Origin of the sequence: Argonema galeatum A003/A1 (assembly GCF_023333595.1) — a bacterium.
Taxonomy (GTDB): Bacteria; Cyanobacteriota; Cyanobacteriia; order Cyanobacteriales; family Aerosakkonemataceae; genus Argonema; species Argonema galeatum.
Map to the genome: position 1 here is coordinate 133,004 of NZ_JAIQZM010000002.1, position 21,172 is coordinate 154,175.

Here is a 21,172-nt window from a genome sequence, read left to right on the forward strand (position 1 = left end):
ATTTTTTCATACCATAGAGGTATGAATTTGCATAACCGTGAAATCACGGTAAAAATTTGTCAAAACTTCATATAAACTTTGCGTTTTTTTAAACAGCCGTGGGTAAATTGTTGAATAGGAGGGATGCTTGCCTGACGGTGATAAGTTGGACAAGTCTCAAGCCGAAACCTATTCGTATTATTTAAGAGTTGCTCAAACTAAAATGACTCTACCTTCTGTATCGGACTCTATTGCCTGGGCTGACTGCGCGGTGTGGAATCAAAGGCAGGAAGCAGCATTGCTATCTGGGGAGATTTTGCTTTTTGTGCGATCGCATTCTGCCTGGGGCGGTGCCTGTACGGCGGGAATGTATCTGCCGATACTGCGATCGCACGCTTGGCAACAGCTGACTGATTACCCCCGCTGGGTGCAATACTTTCCCGACCTGATCCGCAGTGAAGTTTTACACCGAGGTGATAGCCTGACTGGAAAGAGCAAACGTCTGTATCAAATTGCCAGAAAAGCTTTTCTCATCTTCACCGCTGAAGTGGAAATTTACCTAAAGGTATTTGAGGTAGTGCAGCAGCAAATCCAGTTCCGCATGGAAAAAGGCAGCTTTATCGATTTTGCAGCAGACTTAAAGCTACAAGATTGCGGCAACGGCACCATACTTACCTACAGCGTACAGGCAACACCCATTATCCCAGTGCCATCTATTTTCATTCAACAAGCAATGCACTTGGACTTGCCTACCAATATGCGGAAAATGCGTCAGGTTCTCTGCGGTAAAGTCTAGAACATCGATTCAGTAGGTACGGGCGATCGCATTTAGGCACTAAATACGTAGTTGCGCTTTAGCGCTATAAGAGCGCTAAAGCGCAACAACATACCCATTATCCATTCCGAACAAGAGCCAATTGAACTAACTAGCAACTTGAGTTATTACTGAATCGGCTTAAAAAATATGTCTAAATAGGACTTACGCTTTTCGACCCCCCAAATCTGGAGGCCCCCCTCCTCATTCCCCCCAGATTTGGGGGGCTAGGGGGGCAAAACCTTGGTTAGTGCCTAAGTCCTGTCTAAAGATAGATGATTTTCTTAAAAAAGTAAATCAGCCTAAACATTAACAGGCTTTACACTCAAGAGGGAAAAATGGCTTTCAAACTTAACCGTGTTCTTATGTTGACAAAAGCCTACCCTTCCATCTTAATCGCACTGTTGACTGTGCTTTCTATCGGTATAAATGCCACCGCAAAAATTCCGACCATAAACTCTAATCGAAACTCAGTTAAAGAAGCCTCAGTTAAACAATTCGGCCCGATAATACGAGCGAAACAAGACGAGGGTAAAAGCACAATTAGTTCATTGAATAGGGCGCAACAAGCTTATTATCTTGAAAATAGTCGATTTGCATCCAATTTCGGACAATTAGGGCTAGGTATTAGCGCCGAAACTGGCAATTACAGCTACAAAGTTGCGGTTGTAAATCCAAGAAGCGCCCGGTCAACAGCTTCAGCCAAAGACACTAGGATAAGGAGTTATACTGGGGCAGTTTTTGCGATCGGTTCTGGGAATAATACCACAACAATAGCCGGTATTTGTCAAAGCAATAGAGCCTCAAGAACACCTCCCCCTATGCCCCGACTTGTTCGCAACAATATTCAATGTCCTGCGGGATCTACTAAACTCTAAATGAAATGCGACGGGCTGGATATTTACGCAATCCGTCGCATTTACGAGCGATTGCTTTTTAGAGAAATTTGATTCGATCGGCTTGCAAGTAGATTGTTTGGTTGCTCAGTTGTTTAGCTTCTGCGGCACTTAAACCCCATTGGGTTTGAGCTTGCTGGGGACTTGGCATCGGTTTGATGACACCGTTGAGATTAAGTGCCTGTCCCGCTTTAACAACAACCTTGTTCTCAGCATTACCTTCATCTAATACTGGATCGAGAACAACGAACAGTTGTTGGTTATTACCCGCACCAACCCAGAAAGTGCGATCGCCATTTACAGTCTGAGCTTTAATATTTGTTACTTCTACCCGCTTGTTAAGAAGCAACTGCCGATCTGGTGTGGTGCCAACAATTGCTAAATCGGTAATTGGCTCCCTAACAATGACTGTCTGAGCAGGAATAGGACTAGGCGTGACAACCACAGTCTGAGTAGGAATAGGACTAGGCGTGACAACCACAGTCTGTGTGGGAATAGGACTAGGCGTGACAACCACAGTCTGTGTGGGAATAGGACTAGGCGTGACAACCACTGTTGTTGTGGGGGTAGGAGTAAGGGTGGCAGTATTTGGGTTATTTGTTGTATCGTTACAAGCTGCGATCGAACCCGCTAAAATCGCTATGATAGTGGCTCTACTAAACCATGCTTGTTTTGCAAAAAAATTCTGATTGAGTTCCATAGTCTTGACAAGCCTCTTGATCGCTATCGCTAAAGCTGGCAGTTGCATTTTGTGAATTTTTGGTTCTACCTTTATAAGCTTACTTTAAACACTGACAAAGCCGTTACGCTTCCCCCCGATGGAATAATTAACTTGACTCAAATGATAATAATCGTTAAATCACATTAGCTAATTATCCATAACTTTGGTAAGCAATATACAACCTTTATGCTCAGTCTTGCTAAAAGTTAAAGACTGAGACTGCACATTTCGCGTCGAGTGCTGCGGACGATACTGGAACGAAAGAAAGGCTCGTTTAGAGTAGGCATTACACCCATCTCTATCTTCAAAGATGAAATCTGTGGATATTTATCTAAGAGAAATTGGACTAGATTTTTATTAAGGATTTCCCAATAGTCTGTTTCGTTCGGATAATTGATTAAAAAATTATCAAGATCTTTTTTAAGTGGCACTAAATCTGGGTAGTCTTTCTGGTCGATCGCTTCTGTCGTGAAACGATAGGCAAGTTTCATGTTTACGATCGCTCCTCCTTGGTGTTGAACTGCGTAGTTGGGGACTTGTAATGTAAAGATTTCTTCCTGTTGCTTGCATTTGGGAATAGTTTGAGATATAGAAGGTAATGTGAATAGATTGAAGGAAAGAATCAAGACAGTCAAAAAAATCAGTATTTTGCGGCTCATGGGTTTTGAGTTCCTGCTAATAATAGAGTTGATAATATCGCTTTTATAGTAGTATAATATCTAGGCTTTCACAGGTATGTTTTTGGAAGTGCGATCGCAAAATCAAAAGCCCAGTTTTAGAGCGTGACTTAACTTTATATAACCAAATTTTCTACTCCGGTAAAAATTACGAATCTAGCGATTTGGCCTTCTGGTATTTAAAATTGTACTCAGGCAAAAGCTCGTCATCAGAGTTCTGCGATTCGTCAAAAGGCATTGTTTCCATAATCTTCACGCTCTCTTCGAGTAGCTTCAGCTTCCATACTAGGTAGAGGTGGTTTGTTCTCCTTTGCAATTCTAATGAGAAACCGAAGTGCTTCATTGACTGACTCTGAATTTGGAAACACTTCTGCAACATCAAGATCTAGATGAATGGTCGTCCCCCCAAAACTTTTCCGTCCAGAACCTAATTTCCTGACACGCAAACTATGCAAATCGTACTCTGAGCGAAGTTCATCTTCCATTTCCATATCATCCCCCTTCATAAGCTTTTCGTTCTGCCCGTGTTACTTCTCTAGCGCTAATCAGCCGAATAGCGTTACCTCGTTCTGTGTAGGACACAAGTAATAATCGACCTTGACTTGACTCTCCAATAATAATGTAGCGATGCTCATCGTAGGAATGGTCAGGATCGTAAAAATCGACTTTCATTGCAAAGACTCGCGAAGTTTCTGAAACACTTGCTCTGCCGGAATGCCAGTAACTCTATCTTCGTCCATTGCTCGATCGCGTAATTGGGCTTCCCGAACCCATACACTTGCAATTTCTTGGTCAATTTCATCGGTTTGACCTAAGTATGCAAGAAGTCGAGCTAGCAGTGCTGCCTGAGAGTCCTTCGGCAGCGCCAGAACTTCTGCTTCAAGCTGTTCGAGTGTCATAGTAGTTTGAAACTCCTTAGTAACTATCCTTAAGCTATCAGGTTTAGATAAATTAATAGGGTGAACTTTTGCCCACCCCACTACTATAAATTAACTCGATTGAACTGTTAGCAATTCTTGCGGTAATCGCTTGAAAGCAAGGCGTTCGTTTTCCACATCTACAAAGATGGTATCGCCATCCTTGAATTCGCCGCGCAATATTGCTTTGGCAATTTGCGTTTCCAGTTCGCGTTGAATTGCTCTCTTTAACGGACGCGCACCGTAAACTGGATCGTGCCCTACTTCTGCTAAAAAGTCAATAGCTGCATCGGAAAGTTTGAGGGAGATTTTGCGATCGATCAATCGTTTACCTAATCTCTGCACTTGCAGTTGCACAATCTTCCGCAACTCTTGCTTATTCAATGCGTGGAAGATGATCATCTCATCAATCCGGTTGAGGAATTCGGGACGGAAGCTAGATTGCATCGCATCCATCACCCGACTACGCATTTCTTCGTAGCGGGAATCATCGCCAGCAATATCCAAAATATATTGAGAACCGATATTGCTGGTCATGATAATGACGGTATTCTTGAAGTCTACCGTGTGACCTTGAGCGTCGGTAACACGACCGTCATCCAGTATTTGTAGCAGTACGTTGAACACATCAGGGTGCGCTTTTTCGATTTCATCGAATAGAATTACCGCGAAAGGACGACGACGAATTGATTCAGTTAATTGTCCGCCTTCTTCATAACCGACATATCCGGGAGGCGCACCAATCAAACGCGATACGGCGTGTTTCTCCATGTATTCGGACATATCAATTCGCACCAAAGCTTCTTCGGTATCGAACAAGTAAGCCGCAAGTGCTTTAGCTAATTCTGTTTTGCCAACACCCGTCGGGCCGAGAAAAATAAAGCTAGCGGTGGGACGATTTGGGTCGGCTAAACCAGCGCGAGAACGCTGTATTGCATCTGCTACAGCTGTAACGGCTTCATCTTGACCGACTACACGGTTGTGTAGTTCTTCTTCCAAGTGCAAGAGTTTTTCTTTCTCGGATTCCACCAGTTTGCTGATGGGAATTCCAGTCCATTTGGAGATGATTTCGGCAATATCGGATTCTGTGACTTCTTCCCGCAGTAGGGATTTACCGCTTCTTTGAGTTTGCGCTAATCTGGTTTCTGCTGCTTCCAACTTGCGGTGCAATTCGGTCATATTACCGTATTTCAATTCGGCGGCGCGGTTGAGGTCGTAATTGCGTTCTGCTTGTTGGATTTCTACGTTGACGCGATCGATCTCTTCTTTGATAGCCTGAATGTCGTTGATAACTTCTTTTTCAGATTGCCATTGAGCATTGAGAGTGCGCTGTTCTTCTTTGAGATCGGCAAGTTCTTTTTCCAGTCGATCCAGTCTTTCTCTAGAGGCCCGATCGCTTTCTTTTTGCAGCGATAACTTCTCCATTTCTAATTGGAGGATCTTGCGATCGATCTCATCGAGTTCTTCCGGTTTGGAGGTAATCTCCATTTTCAGACGCGCCGCTGCTTCATCCATCAAGTCGATCGCTTTGTCTGGCAAAAAGCGATCGCTAATATACCGCGTCGAAAGGGTTGCTGCTGCTACTAAAGAACTATCAGAAATCCTCACACCGTGGTGAACTTCGTAACGCTCCTTCAAACCCCGCAGAATAGAGATGGTATCTTCTACATTGGGTTGATCCACATAAACTTGTTGGAAGCGACGTTCCAAAGCTGCATCTTTTTCCAGATATTTGCGATACTCATTCAGAGTAGTCGCACCTATGCAGCGCAGTTCGCCGCGTGCCAGCATTGGTTTGAGTAAGTTTCCCGCATCCATCGCGCCTTGGGTAGCACCCGCACCGACAACTGTGTGAATTTCATCTATAAATAGGATGATGTTACCATCGGAATCTGTGACTTCCTTCAGCACTGCTTTGAGGCGTTCTTCAAATTCACCCCGGAACTTCGCACCCGCAATCAGTGCGCCCATATCGAGGGCGATTAGCTTACGATCTTTGAGGGATTGCGGCACATCTCCACTGAGAATTCGTTGCGCCAATCCTTCCACAATGGCAGTTTTGCCTACTCCAGGTTCGCCAATCAGCACGGGATTGTTTTTGGTGCGGCGAGACAGGATCTGAATGGTGCGACGAATTTCATCGTCCCGCCCGATTACTGGATCTAGTTTACCTTTGCGAGCGAGTTCGGTGAGGTCGCGGCCATATTTTTCTAGAGCCTGATATTTGTTTTCGGGGTTCTGATCGGTCACTTTTTGGCTGCCTCGGACTTCTGCGATCGTATTCTTTAGCTTAGCTTCATCTAGTCTAAATTCTTGGCATAAAGCTTTGCCAAAGCGATCGTCCTGTGCAAACGCCAGCAGCAAATGCTCTATAGAGACGAATTCGTCTTGAAACTCTTTGCGGTAGGCGTCGGCTCGATCTAAGAGGGTATCGACGCTGCGTCCCCAATAGACGGAACTACCGCCAGAAACTTTCGGATGGCGTCGGATGAAGTCGTCGGTGTAGTCACGCGCCCTTTGCACGTTCACCCCAACTTTGTTTAAGATGCTGCTGGTTAAGCCTTCTTGTTCCAGCATCGCTTTCATCAGGTGTTCGCTTTCGATGTATTGCTGCTGGACTGTTTTGAGGATATCCTGGGTGCGTGCGATCGCTTCCCAGGCTTTTTCGGTAAATTGATTTGGATTATTGGGTTGCATTCTTCCGAGTTCCCTCTGTTCCTATATTTTCATTTATCTAGCTAAAGTTATTGTATAAAAACGCCAACCAGCAGAGGGATCGGCGATCGCGTATTCCCAAAGGGGTATTTCCGCCCTTTTTAGGGAAATGCCGTCCGCCCTACCCATTTTTTTATTTACACTCACCTACTTATATCATGTCCAGTAACATCTGTTATCTAAAAAATTCGTATGATTATTCTTATCTGTGTTCATCTGTCTTTATCTGTGGTAAAAATTTAACCAACGATGACAACAGACAATTTAACGATATCAGTCTTATGCTAACGATGCAACCAGACACGATATTATTACTAATTTAATCGTAAAGTCCCGAAAATATCTTTATGCTCCAAACTTGTCACCCGGACAACTGAGTTCTGTAATATTGGTTTATCCGGCGTCCATTCAAAAATACCATCGCTTGCTGTTTTAGGCGCGATCGCTTTAACCAGTTTTGACCCTTCGTACAATTCAATATTTTCACCTGGGAGTTGGGCTTTGGACAATCTTGCTCCATCAATCAAGTCGAGGGAACGATATGCAGTCTGTGGCGGAGTTTTTTGGACATTGGTAATTATTATATTGATGATAATGATTAAAAAAAAGGCAAAGCATATCAGGGAATATTTTTTTTTTATGTTATTACATCGTGTTCGGTTGCATTGTATAAGAGTGATATTGTCAAATTCTCTGTTGTCATCGTTGGTTAAATTTTTACCGCAGATGAAGACAGATACACGCAGATAAACGCAGATAAGAGTAATCACAGGAATTTTTTAGGTAACCGATGCGTAAGGACATGATATTACTTGGCAATTAAAAGTCCGGTTATCCTGGGCCCCCGGATTCATCCGTGGGGTCATACTCAGCACTCAGGGTCTTTAGGGCAATTGTTAAGTATTCCTTAAGTATAATGTAGGCTCTGAAGAAATATGATATTAAGTTCATCATCAAAGATTGAGGAAGCGCCGTTCGCCCAGGGTTGGCCTCAAACATATTGGGATAAGCGATCGGCAAAATTTCCTAGCGTTGTACCCCTTTTGGATTAAAATGGCAACCGGGGTGCATCGCAGTTATTAATTTTAGAGTTTTCGGCAAGTAAAGCTCTTGCCATCAGCTTTTCTACCAATCTGGTATTAACATAAATAGAATCAGGTGTATCCTTTCCCGGTATGAGCTATTGTCTCAATCCCAATTGCAAACAGCCCCAGAACCCAGCTAGGGCAAAAGAGTGTTCGAGTTGCTCCTCAAATCTGCTGCTGAAAGACCAATACCGAGCCATCAGGCTAATCGGTGAAGGAACCTTCGGCAGAACCTTCTTAGCTGAAGATGCAGAACAAACGAACGTTGCTTGCGCGATCAAGCAATTTTTGCCCCTGCCGCAAATTCAAGGGAACTCAGGGGCAATGGCGAAAGCTATCCAAATGTTTGAACAAGAAGCAAAGCAGCTTGTAGAACTAGGAGAGCAATATCCGCAAATTGCGACGCTAGGGACCTACTTTGAGCAAGATAAGCGCTTATATTTGGTGCGGCAATACATTGAAGGCCAGAATTTGTCGCAAGAGTTGCAGGAACAGGGAGCTTTTAACGAGCATCAAGTTCGAGAATTGCTGTACGATTTGTTGCCAGTGCTGCAATTGGTTCACAACCGTCAGATAATTCACCGGGAAATCAAGCCGACAAATATTATTCGCAGAAATAGCGATCGCAAATTCGTCCTCATCGATTTTGGCCTCTCCAAACAGCTCGCAGACACCAAACTGATCAAAACAAGTACTAGATTTAGCACCCAAGCGCATATACCCATCGAACAGCTGCGTAGCGGCAAGGTTTACCCAACCAGCGACCTTTACAGTTTGGGTATTATTTGTATGCAGATCCTGACTGGGGCACAGTTGGAAGACCTTTACGACCCAATCAAAGGTAAGTGGATATGGCGAGACTATGTGCGGGATACAGGTAGGGATATCACCGACCAGATGAGTCAAATTTTAGACAAGATGCTGAAAGATGCGATCGAAGAACGCTATCAATCCGCATCTGAAATCCTCAAAGATTTTTATGACTCCGCATCTAGAACCGCTATCCGAACCCCCGGACAAGCAAGATTAACCCCCGAACAACAACAAAAAACCCAGGGTTGGCGATGCGTCCACACTCTCACCAGACATTCAGACACAGTTACCTGCGTTGCCTTTAGTCGGGATGGCACAATTTTGGCAAGTGGCAGCGCCGACAATAGCATCAACATCTGGCAGTGTGAAACTGGCAAGCAAATTAACAGGTTCATCGGACATTCAGACACAGTTACCTGCCTAGTCTTCAGTCCAGATGGAAAGACTTTAGTCAGTGGTAGTGCCGACAAAACTATCAAGATTTGGCAGTGGGACACTGGCAAGCTAATTGATACCCTCACAGGGCATTCCGTCACAGTTTTTTCCGTTGCCTTTAGTGCGGATGGTCAAATACTTGCCAGCGGTAGCGGTGACGGCACAATTAAGCTGTGGCATTCCGTTACCGGAAAAGTGCTGAATGTTCTCACCGGACATTCAGACTTTGTTGAATCAGTCGCTTTTAGCCGAGACGGTACAACCTTAGCCAGCGGCAGTTGGGACAACACCATCAAAATTTGGAGTCTCCCCACTGGCAAAGTGCTGCATACTCTTATGGGACATTCCGGTTCGGTTTGGTCAATTGCCCTCAGTCCCGATGCTCAAACTCTCGCCAGTAACAGCGGGGACAACAGCATCAAAGTTTGGCATATAGCTAGCGGTCAGCTACTTCGCACCCTGACGATGAATTCAGGTTCAGCTTGGTCAATTGCTTTTAGTCCCGACGGCCAAACTATAGCCAGCGACAGTAGCGACAATACTGTCAAAATTTGGCATACTGCCAGCGGTAAGCTGCTTCGCACTCTGGGCGGACATTCAGACCAAGTTCGTTCAGTTGCCTTTAGCCCCCAAGGTAGGACTATTGCCAGTGGCAGCGATGATAAGACGATTAAGATTTGGCGGTATGAGTGAACTTGGGAAATTTAAAATTGAAGAATTGCAGATTTGAAATTTAGGATTAAATTGACAATTCTTTAATCTGAAATTGTTAAAAATGACAACTCGGCAACATACACAAATGGTAAGACAACTTAGCTTATTTCCAGAGTCGTGCGTTGACGAAGTTTTTGAGACAAATGTGAAGCGCCATCGATATGAACTCCAAGAAATCGATATCGGCGACATCACGTTTGCTTCCGGGCAGAACGAAAGCATCCATAGATGGTATAGATTGACGCCTAGTTTTTCGCCATCCCTTGTGCGTTACTTTTTCAACTATTTTGAGGTAGGAGATAACTCGCTTGTGCTAGATCCTTTTAGCGGACGAGGTACAACAGTTATTGAATGTCAAAAACGCGGTATCCCAGCAATAGGGTTAGAGATTAACCCACTACTTCAGCGCGTTGGAGAATATTCGCTCATCTGGCGACAGGATAGCTTGGGGCTAATGAATGATTTTACCGAAACATTAAAGGGAGAACTATCAGCTTTTGCAGGAAAAAATGTTGAGGAGACAGCCTCCGCTTTTGACACCACAATACCTAACATTCACAATGTTTTCCGATGGTGGAAACCAGATGTTTTAAGAAACCTGATTGTGGCTCGTCAAATTGCCTTAAGATCTGAATTTTACTCAGTTAGAGAGTACCTCTGGCTTGCGGTCAATAATGCAAGTTTAGACTGTGCGAATATCCATCGAAATCATCCAACAATCACATTCGATGATCAGCATAATCGCTCAATCAATGTGTTCGATACTATTTATTTGCGGGTATCGGAGATTGCAGCTGATATTTGTTCTCTTTCTGTAGCTCAGTTGAATAACAACAGCCTGGGACGAATTGAGTTGTGGAACTCATGCTGTAGCTTAGCTAATAACCATCCATGTTATCAAAACGTCACCACTGTAATTACATCTCCACCTTACCCAAATCGCTACAGTTATGTGCATCAGACACGCCCACAGCTTCACTTTATGGAAGTTATACGAGAACGTAATGAGGCAACGGAGATCGATTTAAACACAATTGGTGGCACCTGGGGCAAAGCGACTTCCAACCTTATGAAGTCCCTCATTGTACCTAATGATGATATCTTGGAACTTTTAGACTACTTCCCCTTACTCCGGGAGCGGAATATTTTGATGTGTAACTATGCGACAAAATATTTTCTAGATTTACACGAACACATACAAAGGTTGCGACAATTTGTATATAAAGACTTTTCAGGTGCTTACATCGTTGGTAATTCACGTCTTTCAGGAGTTGAGATATTCACAGAAGTTATTCTGGCTCGTTTGTTTGAAATGAATGGATTCAAAGTAGAAAAGATTATTGTTTTCCGAAAGCGAGGCGGGCGTAAACGTCTTTATGAAACAGCAGTAATTGTTAAAGTTTAGCAAGCGACTGATGAACTAAATTTGTCAGAGTTGTCTGATTTACTAGAAGGAATGCTTTGAGGTCGAATTGCGTCAGGTTGTAAATGAAGGTGAAGGCATCATCACCTGTAAAAAGATTCCAACTGTTGTTAAGACGTATGAGAGGAGAACGCAAAGATGTATTGCAAAACACAAGCATCACAGGAGTAAAATTTTTGGCTTGCAATGCGAGTGCCATATCCCAGTCTGCCTGAATACGTTTTGAATCACCAATTTGGTAACAGGATCTAACTTCAAAAGCTAAACCATTGGTTGACTTCCAGTCAGACTTTAAAAGTGGAAGGTTAGCATTTGTAATACATGAAATAGGAACCATACCATCAGTTGAGCGGATCTGATCGCGCTCGCCAATTTTAACAGTGACATTCAATTTCATTGAAGCTATTGTCAAATTAAATCGACAAGCTAGGAGATATAGGAAAATTGCCTGATACATATCACCAATTTTCCTATGTAAGGAAGTGACTAAGTTTCCGCCTATACGAGCAATGATGTACCTATCATCATCTAATCCAAATGGTGCAAAGGCAGGATCGCTTGAAATTAATGCTCCGAAAGCACTACGGTCATGGATGCCAGGGAAATTCAAGTAAGGATCGTATTCCAGTACCCGACTAAGGTGATGCTCTGCCAATCGAAGAAGTTCGTTAGGGTCTGGTTGAGTAGACATCACAGCCTCAATCACTACACTCTAAAGATAGCGGCAAGAACAGCAATCTCGATCGACAAGCGGAGTTAGCGGTGCTGGCGGATGTGCTTGCTCCTCACAAAATTTATCATTCTTTACAAAAACCTGGAATCTGTTTGCCAGACGGCAATTATCCAGCCGCAGCTAAACTAATTTGCGATAAATCGAACTCACTTCGAGTTAACTAGAGCAGGCACTCTCAGGGCTAAGCTGCTACGCAGCGGTAGTCTTGTATGAAAGGGATGGGGTGGAATATAGGCTAGAGCGCACATCAAGTTTCACGCCTGACCCTACCTGGATATATTCTCGGAGGGTTAATTCATATTTTTGTATTTTGTACCGCTTTTTATAAATAAAACTATATAAAGCTTTTAAAATAGGTATATTAAGATTTAAAAGTGAATAAATTGCCTTTATAATCTAAAAATAAGTCTATAAGTCCAAATACACAGTTTTAAACCCATACTTGTCTTGACAACCCCTTTATTTTCCTGGGAAGTTAGACAATAATGCTGGGAAAGAGGCAGCGACGAATAAAACTCAAGCGAGTTTAATAAGAAACGATTAAGGAGAACACAAGCGTGAAACTGGCAGTTTACGGAAAAGGCGGAATCGGTAAATCTACAACAAGCTGCAATATCTCTGTGGCCCTAGCCAGACGCGGCAAGAAAGTGCTGCAAATTGGCTGCGACCCCAAGCACGACAGCACATTTACCCTCACTGGCTTCTTAATTCCCACAATTATCGATACCCTCCAAGCTAAGGACTATCACTACGAAGACGTTTGGCCGGAAGATGTAATCTACAAAGGCTACGGCGGCGTTGACTGCGTAGAAGCTGGTGGCCCTCCGGCGGGTGCTGGATGCGGTGGCTACGTTGTGGGCGAAACCGTGAAGCTGCTCAAAGAACTCAACGCCTTTGACGAATACGATGTAATTTTGTTTGACGTTCTCGGCGACGTTGTGTGCGGCGGTTTTGCAGCACCCCTCAACTATGCCGACTACTGCCTAATCGTGACCGACAACGGCTTTGACGCTTTATTTGCCGCTAACCGTATTGCTGCCTCGGTACGTGAAAAAGCTCGCACCCACCAGCTGCGCCTCGCTGGTTTGATTGGCAACCGCACATCCAAGCGCGACCTGATTGACAAGTATATTGAAACAGTCCCCATGCCAGTGCTGGAAGTGCTGCCGCTGATCGAAGATATTCGCGTTTCCCGCGTCAAGGGCAAAACTCTGTTTGAAATGGCAGAGAGCGACCCATCGCTGAACTACGTCTGCGACTACTACCTCAACATCGCCGATCAAATTCTGGCCTGTCCCGAAGGTGTGGTGCCAAATGACACTCCGGATCGGGATGTGTTCTCCTTGCTTTCAGATTTTTATCTAAATCCGACAAAACCAACGGTCAAGACAGAGGAAGAGGAACTAGACTTAATGATGGTTTAATTAAGTCTATTTTTCAGGATGAGGGAGAGGAACTGTGGCTTTTTTTGATGACTTCACAGCAGCTCTAAAACAAAAGTGGTTGCAATATTATCAGGTAAATCATGCGTGGCTTGCCCTGCAAATGGAGCTTGAAGCTGTAAAAACTCCAGATGGCGGACGGCGACCACCTTCACACCTCATCCTGGGAATACTTAACGCGCTTGAGCCGAAGCTAGCGCAGTTGATGTTACCCTTTGCTAGGCTCAATCCGAGTCCTGATGCGCTGATTGATGTTTTGGAGCTAAATATCGACCCAGATATAGCGCTGGGAAACAAGCCAGCGAGTAAGCCAGAGCCATTAGCAGCACCTAGCATCGTGACTCCCCCAGCCGCACCGATCGAAGATGCGTTTGAGGAGGAGGAGGAGTCTCTAGCAGAACCAGTAATGGTTGTCCGCACAACTACGGTTGTGATGAGCGAGGAAGCTATAGATGATTTTGACGACGAGCCATCCATAGTCTTAATCGAGTCAGAAACGCAAAGCTTTGGCGACATCGGACTTGATGAGTTTGGCGATACCTCAGATGAGGTGTCGGTGGAGGAAGACGAAGGCTTTGGTGACATCGCACTTGATGAGTTTGGCGATACCTCATCTGAATCTGAGGCGTTGAGCGAAGAAGACGATGGCTTTGGCGACATCGCACTTGATGAGTTTGGCGAAACTGCATCGGAATCGGCGGCGTTGAGCGAAGAAGACGATGGCTTTGGCGACATCGCACTTGATGAGTTTGGCGAAACGGCATCTGAGCAGCCAAGCGCCGAGTCAGATGCGGATTTTGGTACGGAACTCGAAGCTTGGGGTGACGAAACTCCTGAAGAGTTAGAAATAGACCTTGGCGATATGACGCTAGATGAATTTGGCGACACATCTTCCAAAGGGTTGGAGGACGACGATCTCGATGCCTTTGGCGACATAAGTTTCGATCCGTTTTCCGAACCTGCTGCTAAGTCGGATGATGATGATGATGCGTGGAGCAAATAATTAAAGCTCCTCGAAGACATCTGCCTCTCGCCAGACTTCGCTCAAATTGAATTCACATAAATTTTTCTTAAGAGCGGGCAAAATGCCCGCTCTGTAAGGAACCCCGCATTCATTTTTAAGTTTATAGAACTAGCACGAGAGAGGATTTCATGACTGTTGCTCAACCCGAAGCGATCAATTTTGAGTGCGAAACTGGTAATTACCATACTTTTTGCCCGATTAGCTGTGTAGCGTGGCTATACCAGAAGATTGAAGATAGTTTCTTTTTGGTAATTGGTACGAAGACTTGCGGTTATTTCTTGCAAAATGCGATGGGGGTGATGATTTTTGCTGAACCCCGCTACGCGATGGCGGAGTTGGAAGAAGGGGATATTTCGGCTCAGCTGAATGATTATGAGGAATTGAAGCGGCTGTGTTCGCAGATTAAGCGCGATCGCAATCCCAGTGTAATCGTTTGGATCGGCACCTGCACTACTGAAATCATCAAGATGGATTTGGAAGGCTTGGCTCCCAAGCTGGAAGCCGAACTGGGTATCCCCATCGTGGTTGCTCGCGCTAACGGTTTGGATTACGCTTTTACCCAAGGGGAAGATACGGTGTTGGCGGCGATGGCGGCGCGTTGTCCTGAGAAGGCTCCTGTGATGGAATCTGAGAAGGAGGAACGAAATGCGATCGCTAAACTGCTCAACTTCGGTAAAAAGAAAGAAGAAGTTGCATCAGATGAAGCAGAATATGTCAAGCATACGCCCCTAGTTCTTTTCGGTTCCCTACCTGACCCGGTTGTCACCCAACTTACTCTGGAACTGAAGAAGCAAGGTATCAAAGTCTCTGGTTGGTTACCTGCCAAGAGGTTTACGGAATTACCTACTCTTGAAGAAGGCTATTATGTCGCTGGTGTCAACCCCTTCCTGAGTCGCACCGCTACAACTTTGATGCGTCGCCGCAAGTGCAAGCTGATTGGCGCTCCGTTCCCGATCGGCCCAGATGGTACTCGCGCCTGGATTGAAAAGATTTGCTCAGTGTTAGAAATTGAACCGAAAGGTTTGGATGAACGAGAAAAGCAAATTTGGGCAAGTTTAGAAGATTATCTGCAAATAATTCGCGGGAAATCTGTGTTCTTCATGGGCGATAACTTGCTGGAAATCTCTCTGGCACGCTTCCTGATTCGCTGCGGTATGACTTGTCCTGAAATCGGCATCCCTTACATGGATAAACGCTATCAAGCTGCTGAGTTGGCGTTGTTGGAAAAGACTTGTGCGGAAATGGGTATACCGATTCCTCGGATTGTGGAAAAGCCGGATAATTACAACCAAATTCAGCGAATTAAAGATCAAAATGTTGATTTGGTGATTACTGGTATGGCTCATGCTAATCCGTTGGAAGCAAGGGGTATTAATACCAAGTGGTCGGTTGAATTTACTTTCGCTCAAATTCACGGCTTCACCAATGCTCGCGATATTCTGGAGTTGGTGACTCGTCCGCTGCGTCGCAATAACAGCCTGAAAGATTTGGGTTGGGATAAGTTGGTGAGGGAAGAGGCGAAAGTTTAAGTTTTCCTCCCTAGTTCACTCCGAATAGGTAGGTGTTTGGGCGATCTTGTGCGATCGCCCTTTTTTTTATTAGGTTGTAGGGAAGAAAGTTCCATCCCAACAGATAGATTTAGCAGAACAGCGAAAACGAGATTATTTAAGCAGGAGACAGAATCATGAGTGATGTAGAGCCATATATCCAGAAACGCCAGCAAACCGATCCTGAGTTTGCTGATGGTTTTGAATCTGGATATGCAAGTTTTAAAATTGGTGTGCTGCTGGCGCAAGCAAGAGAAGAAGCTGGAATAACGCAGTCAGAATTAGCACGGCAGTTAAATTTGAATAAATCTACAATCTCTAGAATAGAGCATCACGCAGAAGATGTTGGTATCTCTACGCTGGAAAAATATGCCAATGCTCTAGGGAAAAAACTTATTATAGAAATTGCATAGGGTGTTAGGGCGATCTGGGTTTTGCCAAATCTGCGTGAAATAAGCATCTCACCGCCAGGATTATCACTTCATCGCTGTCCGCGAAGCCGATCGCTTTATCGACTCCGTTGTTTCCCGTTCCGCCATTCCCCATTTCCCAACTTAGCGATTAGAATTAAAGCTAAACAGAGTTGGAGGAAAAATTATGATGAAAGCCAAATTGTCTTTGGCAGCTATTCTATCTACGACTGCGATCGCCACCGGCATTTTGTTGAGTTCAGTCAATTCTGCTGAAGCTTGTCCGTTTTCTAAGAAAAGATACCAGCAAACGAGTTGGTGGCAGTCTCCTTGGGCGATGGTGATTGCACTGCCTGGAATAGCTCTCGGAACGGCTCTTTATATGGGCGGTCGCTCTTACCAAAACGATTCGCAGTGAATGCGCTTAAGTGTAATTTAAGGGGTGATTTCAAACTCTACCCAAAATATATTGAGGGGCGATTTTTCAAAATCGCTCCTATTCCTTTATAAACTGGTAAATCTATGAGTAAAATGCCTTCTCGCGAAGAAAGCCGGGAAATGCTGAAGTGGTTGAACCGTAATCGCCAGCAGTTAAAAAAAGATTATGCTCATCAATATGTTGCGTATAATGCTAATAGAATCATTGCTTATAGCGAAAATTTGCAGGAAGTTATGGAATTAGGAGAAGCATCGAAAGAAATTTTTTCAATTTATTTAGTCCCCGAATATACTGGTTACGCTCAGTTTGTAGGAATTCGCTTTCCTAAATAAATATTTTACAGAACGACAATAAGATTCGCTGAAATCACAAAACAAGGCTATCATGGGGTAAAGTTGATGCGATCGATCTTTTTTTACGAACCGCCAAGACGCCAAGAACGCCAAGAGGAAGAGAGAGAAGGGAGCGATCGCAAACTTTTTAGCTAAGAGATTGCTAACTCTAGTGGTTTAGATGGAATGATGTACATTAATTCTGCTTCATCTGGTTTAGTTTCTGAGGGAGCTAATTTTAGCCAGTCATGGAAGCTAATTCCTAGTTGTGCTATCGCTTGGATTTCTGCTTGATAAGCTTCCAAGCGGCGGTAGGTTTCAATTATTGATTCCACTCGTTCCAATACTTTGGGTAGACGTTTAATAGCTTCTTCCTTCAAATGTTCAGGGTTTGGGCCAAACCAACCCCAAGGAACCTCAACACGAGCTAAGATTGCAGGTGGAAGAGAGTCTACCCATTTATTGGGGTCTTTCACGAATTCAACGAAATTCTCACGGTAAAGCTCAAAAACCTCGTTTTCATCCAGAGCCGGATTAGTCCATTGGTGAATTCGGGTGAGTCTACGCAAATCAATTTGACCTTTGTACTGAGGCTGTAAGTATGCTGCGGGGTTAGAAGTAAGTAGAATGTCAACATATTTCTGAATACGAGAACGTACAACTTTTGCTCCTTCTTGAAAGCGACGAAGTGCTATGTCGTATTCTTCTAACTCTAGATAGCAACGCGCTTCAGTGAGGTAGGCTAAAGATAAGGTCAGCAGATACTCATCGGCAATTTGGCTTTTCTGCTCAAGTTCGGTGTCGGTGTAGCCAGTGTAAATATGTTCAGCTTCCAGAAAACGATTGATAGCTAGAATCGCCATACTTCGGCGGGTTTCTCCTTTGCTCGCCGTAAATGCACTAACTGCCGAATCCAGTGCAGCGCGAAGATTAGCATAGAAGCTAAGGTCAATTTTACGATCGATCTTTTTCAAAAGTTCCTCAGTCTGTTTTAGGCGTTCTTCTAGTTCGTTGATGCGCTGCATTACTAACGCAAAACCCATCACGGATACACCCAGGCTGAGTACGCTAGCAGCAGAAGTCACCATCAAAGCACCTTGAGCCATCTGCAATTGCTGTGGTACAGAAGCGACAGTGGAGCCAGCCTCCCGCAAAAAAGTAACGACACGTCCAGTTGCTGCTTCCCGAATTACACCACCAAATCGTTCAAAGCTTCCATCTGCCAGACCTTTGGCAATCCAATTAGCGAGGGTAAAACTTGCTGTAACTACTGGTTCCATAATCTTTTACTACTTACTTAATGGTCAGCGGCGCATCGCATAAGCTAAATTGTACCGTACTCAGTATTCCCAGTCCACTGCCAGATCTAACTATGAAGTTGTCTGCAAAGTCATCAAGCGATCGCACTCCCATTTTCCTATACTGTAAAGATCGATCGCTCCCACCCTATCAATCAGTTTTAGACTTTGATAAAATAGCAACCATGACTTCCCCAGCAAGTTTTGAGTTTACCATTGCTAAAGCGCAGTATCTCCTCAACCGTGCTGCTGAACCGGGAGAAGGTGGAGATAAGCGAAAGTTTTGGCGTGAGGTAATGGGGTATGAGTCGCCAGAAGCATTTCGAGAGGCTATCCTAGCAGCAGTATCGTTAGATATCCTACAACCTCAGAGTCAGAATGCCCAAGGTGAGCTTTTTCGCGCTTATATCCAGCTTACCGGAAATTCTGGTTTATCGCGTCGAATACGCACAGTTTGGATTGTTCTTTTTAATGAAGATGTCGCGAAATTTGTCACAGCAGTACCAGATAGATTAGGGGGTTTACAATGAAAAAATTTAATTTATTTGATGGCGTAAAGTTAACAGAAGAAATTCCCTTAACTGATGGCGGAAAAGCACCAGTGGGAATCGTTGGCGCAATTGTGGAAGTTCTGAATGATGGGGAAGCTTATATTGTGGAATTATTTGGAGGTTGGGTTAAATACGATGAACAAGGAAATTTTCTGCCAGCAACGCAGGATGAGGAAGGCTCATTTATGGAAACAATTGGTGTAGAAACCGCCTATCCTCACCAATTGGTGTTAACTGTGCCAGCGCGTGAAACAATGGGTGTCCGGGCGCATTTGGCAGCACTTTTGGATGATTTATCTGATGATTTAGTAGCAGAAGTTAGAGATTTTGCTGAGTTTTTAAGGTACAAAAATCAACAGAAAAGTGCCAGTTAATTATCTAAGATATTAAGAACGACGGGATTTAATCAATTTTTTAGCTTTATTTTTGGCTATAATGCCGATAATTATACTGAAGATAAAAGTTAAGGAAAAGTTGATTACTCCTTCTACTGCTGGGAAGGGTTCAGTTAATTTGTTTTTGGTGATGTTGGGAATGAAGGGTGATATGGATGTGGCTGCTATGGCTGCTACTCCTATGCCTATTCCCCATTCTTGTACTGTTTCTTGAAAGATGCGATCGCGCTTTTCTATTATATCATCTAATTGCGCTTGCCTTATTTCAACAATGCCTCTAATCGTGTCTATTTCTTTCTCTCTTAATCTCAATCCGGGACTGAGTGCGGCATTATCTTCTTCTACTTGGGGTTGATATTTATATTGGACAATCTCGCTGAACTTTTTCAGAATATCTAGGTTATTTGGATGATTAGGTTCTATCTTTTTAGCTTTAGTTTCAATAGTTTTTAGTCGTTCTAAATAATTGTAATTATTAGTTTTAATTGTTTGCATTTGCACTTCTAGCAAGCTGATTCCTTCGGCATAGAAACGCAGGGTTTTATAATTTTCATCTAAGGATTGCTTTAATTGGTCTAATTTCGATTCTAATAAGTTAGGTTCGGGCGAAATTAGTTGGATTTTACCTAGAGTTTCTAGGGAGGGAGAAAACTTGGCTGCTAACAATGGTTTGATTTGGCGGGTATTGCCGTAAGCCCAAACTATTTTGTGTCGATAGCAAAATAACTGTCGCCAATCTTCATAAAATTTAGCCATATTTATCATTGCAGTTAGGTCTGGATAGATTATAATTAAAACATGATTGTTTTCGGTTTCTAAGTTTTCCCAATTATGGGGCGTTCGCCAAATTTCAAAAAGTTTAGCCCCCATAAATTCTCCAGCTTCTTGACTGCGCCATTTGCTGAAATTCAAAGATTCATAAGCTGATTTGGCAGCATCTTCATGTGAGGAAAATGGTTGTAAATAACCCGTAATTAGCCAAGTTTTTCCCAATAGTTCGCCAGAGATTGCCAATTCTTCTCTCTTGGCTAATAATGTTTTTTTGAGTTCGGGAAAGGGAAGAACATCGGGAGAACTATGTTTATTTTCTACTGAACAAGCAATTAGTAGACTGTCAGTATCTGCTAAGGTGTGACGAGAATAAAAACCATTTGGGAATTCATTGTATTTCGGGATATCAGTATCTTCCTGAAAAGTTTGTCCGGTTTTCAGGTGATAGGTAAACAGAAATAGATGGGAATAGATTAAATTAGTCATTAGCAAAACATATATACCCACGCATGGGGATATTTAGACTCGGTAGAAGACGGAAGTTCATCGGATACTATTTCAGCAGGAGATAGATTTTGATTTGGTGATTGTAATTGCTGTTGGATGCCTTGGGTTATTTTAACAGAGTTGTTCGATTCAAAGATTTGCTTGATTAGCTTTAGCGAGTCAGTTGGGAGGCTAAAATTTTCCAATTCCAGGTTTTCCCCTTCCGGTTCGCTATCTGATGGTAAGATACATTTATTGCGCGATTGGGCTTGATAAGCTAATTGCAAAGATTCTAGGGCGGGTTGATATAAGGTTTTCAGGAAGTCGTGTTTGTAAATTAGCTTTCGCAGATTTTCTATCGCCTCTTCCACGTCAGTTGCTAATTCTTCCCCTAACTGATTAAGCTGTTTTTGGATAGATTCATCTAGAGGTGATTCTAGCTGAGAAAGGGCGATTAAAAAAGCCCGAATGGTTTTGATATCTTGTTCTCGCATAGATTTATTGGGTGTTTCGGAATGATTGGTTTGTTGTTAACAAGGAACATTTTTGTAGGGA

23 protein-coding genes are annotated in these 21,172 nt (G+C 43.6%); 12 read left to right on the forward strand and 11 right to left on the reverse strand.

Annotated elements, in window-relative coordinates; translation table 11 throughout:
• Positions 1–127: 127 nt before the first annotated feature.
• Both LAY41_RS03975 and LAY41_RS03980 read left to right on the forward strand, forming a co-directional pair.
• On the forward strand, positions 128–775 hold the full coding sequence (locus LAY41_RS03975) for an SRPBCC family protein (protein ID WP_249094342.1): 648 nt from the start codon (positions 128–130) through the stop codon (positions 773–775).
• A 356-nt stretch (positions 776–1,131) separates the two neighbouring features.
• The gene (locus tag LAY41_RS03980) at positions 1,132–1,671 is read left to right on the forward strand and encodes a type IV pilin-like G/H family protein (RefSeq protein ID WP_249094345.1); all 540 of its coding nucleotides are present in this window, start codon (positions 1,132–1,134) and stop codon (positions 1,669–1,671) included.
• Positions 1,672–1,729: 58 nt separating this feature from the next.
• Here the strand turns inward: LAY41_RS03980 and LAY41_RS03985 are convergent, their stop codons facing one another.
• From LAY41_RS03985 to LAY41_RS04015, 7 genes are all read right to left on the reverse strand, one after another.
• The gene (locus LAY41_RS03985; RefSeq protein ID WP_249094348.1) at positions 1,730–2,389 is read right to left on the reverse strand and encodes a hypothetical protein; all 660 of its coding nucleotides are present in this window, start codon (positions 2,387–2,389) and stop codon (positions 1,730–1,732) included.
• A 227-nt stretch (positions 2,390–2,616) separates the two neighbouring features.
• Positions 2,617–3,069 carry a hypothetical protein gene (locus LAY41_RS03990; RefSeq protein WP_249094353.1) on the reverse strand — a complete coding sequence of 151 codons (453 nt, stop codon included), beginning with the start codon at positions 3,067–3,069 and terminating at the stop codon, positions 2,617–2,619.
• A gap of 245 nt (positions 3,070–3,314) precedes the next feature.
• A complete protein-coding gene (locus LAY41_RS03995; protein ID WP_249094356.1) occupies positions 3,315–3,578 on the reverse strand; it encodes a hypothetical protein in 264 nt (87 codons plus the stop codon).
• A 1-nt stretch (position 3,579) separates the two neighbouring features.
• Positions 3,580–3,759, reverse strand: a complete 180-nt coding sequence (locus tag LAY41_RS04000; RefSeq protein WP_249094359.1) for a BrnT family toxin — start codon at positions 3,757–3,759, stop codon at positions 3,580–3,582.
• Positions 3,756–3,986 carry an addiction module protein gene (locus tag LAY41_RS04005; RefSeq protein WP_249094362.1) on the reverse strand — a complete coding sequence of 77 codons (231 nt, stop codon included), beginning with the start codon at positions 3,984–3,986 and terminating at the stop codon, positions 3,756–3,758. Before LAY41_RS04005 ends, LAY41_RS04000 begins: the two co-directional genes overlap by 4 nt.
• Positions 3,987–4,076: 90 nt before the next feature.
• Positions 4,077–6,701, reverse strand: coding sequence for an ATP-dependent chaperone ClpB (gene clpB / locus LAY41_RS04010; protein ID WP_249094365.1), 2,625 nt, complete (start codon positions 6,699–6,701; stop codon positions 4,077–4,079).
• A gap of 332 nt (positions 6,702–7,033) precedes the next feature.
• Positions 7,034–7,489, reverse strand: a complete 456-nt coding sequence (locus tag LAY41_RS04015) for a hypothetical protein (RefSeq protein WP_249094370.1) — start codon at positions 7,487–7,489, stop codon at positions 7,034–7,036.
• A 405-nt stretch (positions 7,490–7,894) separates the two neighbouring features.
• Between LAY41_RS04015 and LAY41_RS04020 the strand changes: the two genes are divergently transcribed.
• On the forward strand, positions 7,895–9,745 hold the full coding sequence (locus tag LAY41_RS04020) for a serine/threonine-protein kinase (protein ID WP_249094373.1): 1,851 nt from the start codon (positions 7,895–7,897) through the stop codon (positions 9,743–9,745).
• Between the two features lie 106 nt (positions 9,746–9,851).
• Positions 9,852–11,171, forward strand: coding sequence for a site-specific DNA-methyltransferase (locus LAY41_RS04025; RefSeq protein WP_249094375.1), 1,320 nt, complete (start codon positions 9,852–9,854; stop codon positions 11,169–11,171).
• On the opposite strand, the gene LAY41_RS04030 is transcribed toward LAY41_RS04025, so the two are convergent.
• Complete coding sequence (locus LAY41_RS04030) at positions 11,161–11,880, reverse strand: type I restriction endonuclease (protein WP_249094377.1); 720 nt, start codon at positions 11,878–11,880, stop codon at positions 11,161–11,163. The two genes, LAY41_RS04025 and LAY41_RS04030, sit on opposite strands and share 11 nt — an antisense overlap.
• Positions 11,881–12,479: 599 nt before the next feature.
• Here LAY41_RS04030 and bchL point away from each other — a divergent pair.
• The 6 genes from bchL (at position 12,480) to LAY41_RS04060 (ending at position 17,116) form a co-directional block, all read left to right on the forward strand.
• The gene (gene bchL, locus LAY41_RS04035; RefSeq protein WP_249094379.1) at positions 12,480–13,346 is read left to right on the forward strand and encodes a ferredoxin:protochlorophyllide reductase (ATP-dependent) iron-sulfur ATP-binding protein; all 867 of its coding nucleotides are present in this window, start codon (positions 12,480–12,482) and stop codon (positions 13,344–13,346) included.
• A 34-nt stretch (positions 13,347–13,380) separates the two neighbouring features.
• Entirely contained in the window at positions 13,381–14,367 is a 987-nt protein-coding gene (locus tag LAY41_RS04040; RefSeq protein ID WP_249094381.1) for a DUF5331 domain-containing protein, read from the forward strand.
• Between the two features lie 149 nt (positions 14,368–14,516).
• Positions 14,517–15,917, forward strand: coding sequence for a ferredoxin:protochlorophyllide reductase (ATP-dependent) subunit N (locus LAY41_RS04045; protein WP_249094383.1), 1,401 nt, complete (start codon positions 14,517–14,519; stop codon positions 15,915–15,917).
• A gap of 155 nt (positions 15,918–16,072) precedes the next feature.
• Entirely contained in the window at positions 16,073–16,348 is a 276-nt protein-coding gene (locus tag LAY41_RS04050; protein ID WP_249094385.1) for a helix-turn-helix domain-containing protein, read from the forward strand.
• Between the two features lie 184 nt (positions 16,349–16,532).
• The gene (locus LAY41_RS04055; protein ID WP_249094387.1) at positions 16,533–16,763 is read left to right on the forward strand and encodes a hypothetical protein; all 231 of its coding nucleotides are present in this window, start codon (positions 16,533–16,535) and stop codon (positions 16,761–16,763) included.
• A 113-nt stretch (positions 16,764–16,876) separates the two neighbouring features.
• Positions 16,877–17,116, forward strand: coding sequence for a DUF5678 domain-containing protein (locus LAY41_RS04060; protein WP_249094390.1), 240 nt, complete (start codon positions 16,877–16,879; stop codon positions 17,114–17,116).
• Between the two features lie 152 nt (positions 17,117–17,268).
• Here the strand turns inward: LAY41_RS04060 and LAY41_RS04065 are convergent, their stop codons facing one another.
• The gene (locus LAY41_RS04065) at positions 17,269–18,396 is read right to left on the reverse strand and encodes an NC domain-containing protein (RefSeq protein ID WP_249094393.1); all 1,128 of its coding nucleotides are present in this window, start codon (positions 18,394–18,396) and stop codon (positions 17,269–17,271) included.
• 92 nt (positions 18,397–18,488) lie between these two features.
• Here LAY41_RS04065 and LAY41_RS04070 point away from each other — a divergent pair, with 92 nt between their 5' ends.
• Positions 18,489–18,944, forward strand: coding sequence for a DUF6883 domain-containing protein (locus LAY41_RS04070; RefSeq protein ID WP_249094396.1), 456 nt, complete (start codon positions 18,489–18,491; stop codon positions 18,942–18,944).
• Positions 18,941–19,339 carry a DUF2281 domain-containing protein gene (locus LAY41_RS04075; protein ID WP_249094398.1) on the forward strand — a complete coding sequence of 133 codons (399 nt, stop codon included), beginning with the start codon at positions 18,941–18,943 and terminating at the stop codon, positions 19,337–19,339. The genes LAY41_RS04070 and LAY41_RS04075 overlap by 4 nt, the downstream gene beginning before the upstream one ends.
• 12 nt (positions 19,340–19,351) lie before the next feature.
• Here LAY41_RS04075 and LAY41_RS04080 read toward each other — a convergent pair whose 3' ends face one another.
• Both LAY41_RS04080 and LAY41_RS04085 read right to left on the reverse strand, forming a co-directional pair.
• Positions 19,352–20,617, reverse strand: coding sequence for a hypothetical protein (locus LAY41_RS04080; protein ID WP_249094401.1), 1,266 nt, complete (start codon positions 20,615–20,617; stop codon positions 19,352–19,354).
• Entirely contained in the window at positions 20,617–21,111 is a 495-nt protein-coding gene (locus LAY41_RS04085; protein ID WP_249094404.1) for a hypothetical protein, read from the reverse strand. Before LAY41_RS04085 ends, LAY41_RS04080 begins: the two co-directional genes overlap by 1 nt.
• Between the last annotated feature and the right edge of the window lie 61 nt (positions 21,112–21,172).

Bases quoted from the DNA above. Each gene is read 5' to 3' on its own strand.
- LAY41_RS03980 (WP_249094345.1), top strand. From the start codon at position 1,132: ATGGCTTTCAAACTTAACCGTGTTCTTATGTTGACAAAAGCCTACCCT.
- LAY41_RS03985 (WP_249094348.1), bottom strand. From the start codon at position 2,389: ATGGAACTCAATCAGAATTTTTTTGCAAAACAAGCATGGTTTAGTAGA.
- LAY41_RS03990 (WP_249094353.1), bottom strand. From the start codon at position 3,069: ATGAGCCGCAAAATACTGATTTTTTTGACTGTCTTGATTCTTTCCTTC.
- LAY41_RS03995 (WP_249094356.1), bottom strand. From the start codon at position 3,578: ATGGAAATGGAAGATGAACTTCGCTCAGAGTACGATTTGCATAGTTTG.
- LAY41_RS04000 (WP_249094359.1), bottom strand. From the start codon at position 3,759: ATGAAAGTCGATTTTTACGATCCTGACCATTCCTACGATGAGCATCGC.
- LAY41_RS04005 (WP_249094362.1), bottom strand. From the start codon at position 3,986: ATGACACTCGAACAGCTTGAAGCAGAAGTTCTGGCGCTGCCGAAGGAC.
- clpB (WP_249094365.1), bottom strand. From the start codon at position 6,701: ATGCAACCCAATAATCCAAATCAATTTACCGAAAAAGCCTGGGAAGCG.
- LAY41_RS04020 (WP_249094373.1), top strand. From the start codon at position 7,895: ATGAGCTATTGTCTCAATCCCAATTGCAAACAGCCCCAGAACCCAGCT.
- LAY41_RS04025 (WP_249094375.1), top strand. From the start codon at position 9,852: ATGGTAAGACAACTTAGCTTATTTCCAGAGTCGTGCGTTGACGAAGTT.
- LAY41_RS04030 (WP_249094377.1), bottom strand. From the start codon at position 11,880: ATGTCTACTCAACCAGACCCTAACGAACTTCTTCGATTGGCAGAGCAT.
- LAY41_RS04045 (WP_249094383.1), top strand. From the start codon at position 14,517: ATGACTGTTGCTCAACCCGAAGCGATCAATTTTGAGTGCGAAACTGGT.
- LAY41_RS04050 (WP_249094385.1), top strand. From the start codon at position 16,073: ATGAGTGATGTAGAGCCATATATCCAGAAACGCCAGCAAACCGATCCT.
- LAY41_RS04055 (WP_249094387.1), top strand. From the start codon at position 16,533: ATGATGAAAGCCAAATTGTCTTTGGCAGCTATTCTATCTACGACTGCG.
- LAY41_RS04060 (WP_249094390.1), top strand. From the start codon at position 16,877: ATGCCTTCTCGCGAAGAAAGCCGGGAAATGCTGAAGTGGTTGAACCGT.
- LAY41_RS04065 (WP_249094393.1), bottom strand. From the start codon at position 18,396: ATGGAACCAGTAGTTACAGCAAGTTTTACCCTCGCTAATTGGATTGCC.
- LAY41_RS04070 (WP_249094396.1), top strand. From the start codon at position 18,489: ATGAAGTTGTCTGCAAAGTCATCAAGCGATCGCACTCCCATTTTCCTA.
- LAY41_RS04075 (WP_249094398.1), top strand. From the start codon at position 18,941: ATGAAAAAATTTAATTTATTTGATGGCGTAAAGTTAACAGAAGAAATT.
- LAY41_RS04080 (WP_249094401.1), bottom strand. From the start codon at position 20,617: ATGACTAATTTAATCTATTCCCATCTATTTCTGTTTACCTATCACCTG.
- LAY41_RS04085 (WP_249094404.1), bottom strand. From the start codon at position 21,111: ATGCGAGAACAAGATATCAAAACCATTCGGGCTTTTTTAATCGCCCTT.